The sequence below is a fragment of the Streptococcus sp. 1449 genome, assembly GCF_013276805.1.
Classification (GTDB): Bacteria; Bacillota; Bacilli; order Lactobacillales; family Streptococcaceae; genus Streptococcus; species Streptococcus pseudopneumoniae.
Genome location: NZ_VMLS01000040.1, coordinates 1 through 5215, shown reverse-complemented (window position 1 = coordinate 5215; position 5215 = coordinate 1). Strand labels below are relative to the sequence as shown.

The 5215-nt window shown below is 41.9% G+C and carries 1 protein-coding gene and 1 pseudogene; one reads left to right on the top strand and one right to left on the bottom strand.

Features of this window, described 5'->3' with window-relative positions; genetic code table 11:
* Positions 1-13: 13 nt before the first annotated feature.
* Positions 14-1634: pseudogene (locus HT687_RS07840) on the bottom strand (Na/Pi cotransporter family protein).
* 297 nt (positions 1635-1931) lie between these two features.
* Between HT687_RS07840 and HT687_RS07835 the strand changes: the two are divergent.
* Positions 1932-5215: YSIRK-type signal peptide-containing protein (locus HT687_RS07835; protein ID WP_172924141.1), on the top strand; the 3284-nt coding region annotated here is incomplete at its 3' end.

Below are 5215 nucleotides of genomic sequence, written 5' to 3'. Positions count from 1 at the left end.
AGCTTCTTGGTTCTTAGATTTGTTCTGCAAAAACCTTTTCAGCAAGGTTCATAGCGTGGTCTGATACACGAGTGTAGTGTGAGATGATGTCTATAAAGTTGACCCCAGCTTGTGTTGAACATTCGCCCTTGTTGAGGCGTTTGATGTGGGTTTTTCTGAGAACACGTTATTGCTTCATGACGTTCTACAAGACTGCGTGCTTTTTCAATATCATTGTTTTCCACACTATCCAGAGCATCTTTGATAAAGTCACTAGTTTGACGATAAACTTCCTCTAATTCTTTCAAGGCGGCATCAGAAAATTCAACATTTTTACGTTGAAGATAGTCAGTCAGATTGAGTAGAGCCTCCGCGTGGTCTCCAATCCGTTCCAAATCACGGGAGGAATCAAGGATATTGGTGAGCACTTCGCTTTCTTTTTGACTGAGAGCTTCGCTTGAAAGGGCAATGAGATAACGTGTTAATTGCTCATCGATGGTGTTAATGGCTTCTTCGGTTTTATGCCCTTTTTCAGCAACTTTTTCATCCAAGTCAATGATATACTTATAGGAAAGGTCAAAGGCTTTGGCAGCGTAGTTTCCTAAATGCAAGAGCTCTTTCTTAGCATTTCCGAGAGCGATAGATGGGGCTTGTTTGATGAAATGCTCATCAAGATATAAGGGTTCATATTTGACAACCTCGTCCTCTCCAGGAATAATCTTGGTTACAAAGTAAGCCAGAGCTCCGATAAATGGAAATTGGACAATGGTATTGGTAATATTAAAGGTTCCGTGAGCAAAGGCGATGGTCATTTCTGGTGCTAGATTTAGCGTAGCTTCAAACCAATGAATCAGGGCTGTAAAAGGAACTAGAAAAATAACGCAGACGACTGTTCCGATAACGTTGAAGGCAACATGAGCTCCTGCTACCCGTTTAGCTGCAATATTAGCACCTAAAGAGGCAATGATGGCTGTAATGGTTGTCCCGATATTGTCACCAAATAGAACTGGCAAAGCTCCTTGCAGGTCAATGAGATTGCTGGCGTAGAGGTTTTGTAAAATCCCGATGGTAGCCGAGGAAGCTTGAATCAGTAAGGTCAAGCCGGTACCGACAAAGACACCCAAAACAGGATTCTTACTTAGCTCAATCATATAGTCCTTAAAGACCTGTAAATCCTTGAGTGGAGCCATTGCGCCGCTCATGAGATTGAGGGCAAAAAAGATACCACCGACACCAAAGAGGATGCGTCCGATATTATTGACTGTCCGATTTTTCGTAAAAAAGAGACAGACGGCACCGATAAAGAGCATAGGTAGGGCATAGTTACCTAATTTAAAACCGATGAGAAAGGATGTGACAGTTGTCCCAATATTAGCACCCATGACAATCCCGATAGCCTGACGTAAGGTTAAGAGACCGGCACTGACCAGGCCGACTGTAATAACTGTTACACCAGAACTAGACTGAATTAGAGCAGTCATCCCAATACCAACCAGAACTCCAAAGAAAGGATTACTAGTATATTTGTCAAGGTAAAAACGAAGGCGATCTCCAGCAGCTTGTTGCAAACCGTCTCCCATGGTCTTGATACTATATAAGAATAGTCCCAGACCACCTAAAAAGTGAAATAAAATTTCCTGCCAATTAATGGACATTTCTTTTTCCTCCGAAAAATAATCGCGGAATATCTCCTATTCTATTTTAAAGGATAAAAGTAAATCTAACAAGTGTTAATGTCAAGTTTGTAAAAGAAAATTATAATTGATAAGTGTATTATTTTTAAGAGTTTTTAACCTTATTTTAGATTTGTGAAAACAGCTATTGTTTTTTGTCAAAAAATGCTTTAGGATAAAAATGTGATTATCTTGGTCCCTGTGATTGGGATAAAAATTTTATAAAGAAAGTTAAGCGCTTTCTTTTGTGCAACAAAATCAATTTTTTAGGAGGAGAAAATGAAGAATTCATTTTTTGAAAGACGTTGTCGTTACAGTATTCGTAAGTTATCAGTAGGAGCCTGCCCGCTGATGATTGGTGCTGTTTTATTTGCTAGTCCAGCCTTGGCTGAAGAAACTGCAGTTCCTGAAAATAGCGGAGCTAATACAGAGCTTGTTTCAGGAGAGAGTGAGCATTCGACCAATGAAGCTGATAAGCAGAATGAAGGGGAACATGCTAGAGAAAACAAGCTAGAAAAGGCAGAAGGAGTAGCGATAGCATCTGAAACTGCTTCGCCAGCAAGCAATGAAGCTGCAACTACTGAAACTGCAGAAGCAGCTAGCGCAGCTAAACCAGAGGAAAAAGCAAGTGAGGTGGTTGCAGAAACACCATCTGCAGAAGCAAAACCTAAGTCTGACAAGGAAACAGAAGCAAAGCCCGAAGCAACTAACCAAGGGGATGAGTCTAAGCCAGCAGCCGAAGCTAATAAGACTGAAAAAGAAGTCCAGCCAGATGTCCCTAAAAATACAGAAAAAACATTAAAACCAAAGGAAATCAAATTTAATTCTTGGGAAGAATTGTTAAAATGGGAACCAGGTGCTCGTGAAGATGATGCTATTAACCGCGGGTCTGTCGCCCTCGCTTCACGTCGGACAGGTCATTTGGTTAATGAAAAAGCTAGCAAGGAAGCAAAAGTTCAAGCCCTATCAAACACCAATTCTAAAGCAAAAGACCATGCTTCTGTTGGTGGAGAAGAGTTCAAGGCCTATGCTTTTGACTATTGGCAATATCTAGATTCAATGGTCTTCTGGGAAGGTCTCGTACCAACTCCTGACGTTATTGATGCAGGTCACCGTAACGGGGTTCCTGTATATGGTACACTCTTCTTCAACTGGTCTAATAGTATTGCTGATCAAGAAAAATTTGCTGAAGCTTTGAAGCAAGACGCAGATGGTAGCTTCCCAATTGCCCGTAAATTGGTAGATATGGCCAAGTATTATGGCTATGATGGCTATTTCATCAACCAGGAAACAACTGGGGATTTGGTTGAACCTCTTGGAGAAAAGATGCGCCAGTTTATGCTCTATACCAAGGAGTATGCTGCTAAGGTAAACCATCCAATCAAGTATTCTTGGTACGATGCCATGACTTATAACTATGGACGTTACCACCAAGATGGTTTAGGAGAATACAACTATCAGTTTATGCAAAAAGAGGGGGACAAGGTACCCGCTGATCACTTCTTTGCTAACTTTAACTGGACCAAAGAGAAGAATGATTACTCTGTAGCTATGGCCAAATGGTTAGAGCGTAGCCAGTACGATGTCTTTGCAGGTTTGGAATTGCAACAGGGTGGTTCTTATAAGACTAAAGTGAAATGGGATGCCCTTTTAGATGAAAATGGCAAACTTCGCTTGTCACTTGGTCTCTTTGCGCCAGATACTATTACAAGTCTTGGCAAGACAGGCGAAGACTATCATAAGAATGAAAATATCTTCTTCACTGGTTACCAAGGCGATCCAACTGGTCAAAAACCAGATGACAAGGACTGGTACGGGATTGCCAACCTAGTTGCGGACCGCACGCCAGCAGTAGGTCATACTTTTACCACTTCTTTTAATACAGGTCATGGTAGAAAATGGTTCGTAGATGGTAAGGTTTCTAAGGATTCTGAGTGGAATTACCGTTCAGTTTCAGGTGTTCTTCCAACATGGCGCTGGTGGCAAAAATCAACTGGTGATAAGTTGAAAGCAAGCTATGATTTTGAAGATGCTTATAATGGTGGAACTTCTCTTAAATTTGCAGGGGATCTTTCAGGTGCGACCAAGCAAGATGTGAATTTGTACTCTACTCGCTTGAAGGTGACAGATACAACCAAATTGCATGTTGCCCACAAAGGAGGCAAAGGGACCAAGGTTTATGTAGAATTTGCAACCAAGAAAGATTATACCTATGGTGATAAAGCTGCCCGTAAAGAATTGACAGTTTCAGATAACTGGACTACCGATGATTTTGATTTGAGTGCCTTGGCAGGTAAAACAATTTACGGTATTAAACTCTATTTTGAAAATGACAAAGACTTAAAAGGTTATCAATTTAACCTGGGGCAATTGACCATCAGCAATAATCAAGATGCTCCTCAGGCACCAACCACAGTAGCTGTAGCCAAACAAGTCCTTAAAAATGCCCAAGAAGCGGAAGCAGTTGTACAATTTACTGGTCATAAAGATGCTGATTTCTATGAAGTCTATGAAAAGGATGGCGATGCTTGGCGCCTATTGACAGGTTCATCTGCAACTACGATCTACCTACCAAAAGTTAGCCGCTCAGCTAGTGCGACTGGTACTAGTCAGGAGTTGAAGGTTGTTGCAGTTGGTAAGAATGGCCTTCGTTCTGAAGCAGCAACTACAAACTTTGAGTGGGGGATGACTGTCCAAGACACAAGTCTTCCAAGACCTCTAGCAGAAAACATCGTTCCAGGGGCTACTGTTATCGGAAGTACCTTCCCAGATACAGAAGGTGGAGAAGGTATCGAAGGTATGTTGAATGGGACCATCACCAGTCTATCTGACAAATGGTCTTCTTCTCAATTAAGTGGTAGTGTGGATATTCGTTTGACCCAGCCACGTACAGTTGTTAGATGGGTGATGGATCATGCTGGAGCTGGTGGAGAATCTGTCAACGATGGTTTGATGAACACCAAAGACTTTGACCTCTATTATAAAGATGCGGATGGTCAATGGAAGTTGGCTAAGGAAGTCCGTGGCAATAAAGCTCATGTTACAGATATTACCCTTGATAAACCTATCACAGCTCAAGATTGGCGCTTAAATGTTGTCACTTCTGACAATGGAACTCCATGGAAGGCTATTCGTATCTATAACTGGAAAATGTATGAAAAGCTTGATACTGAGAGTGTCAATATTCCGATGGCCAAGGCTGCAGCCCGTTCTCTAGGCAATAACAAGGTACAGGTTGGTTTTGCGGATGTACCAGCTGGAGCAACCATTACCGTTTATGACAATCCAAATTCTCAAACTCCGCTTGCAACCTTGAAGAGCGAAGTTGGAGGAGACCTAGCAAGTGCACCATTGGATTTGACAAATCAATCTGGTCTTCTGTACTATCGTACCCAGTTTCCAGGCAAGGAAATTAGTAATGTCCTAGCGGTTTCCGTTCCAAAAGATGACAGAAGAATCAAGTCAGTCAGCCTAGAAACAGGACCTAAGAAAACAAGCTACGCCGAAGGGGAGGATTTGGACCTTAGAGGTGGTGTTCTTCGAGTTCGGTATGAAGGTGGAGC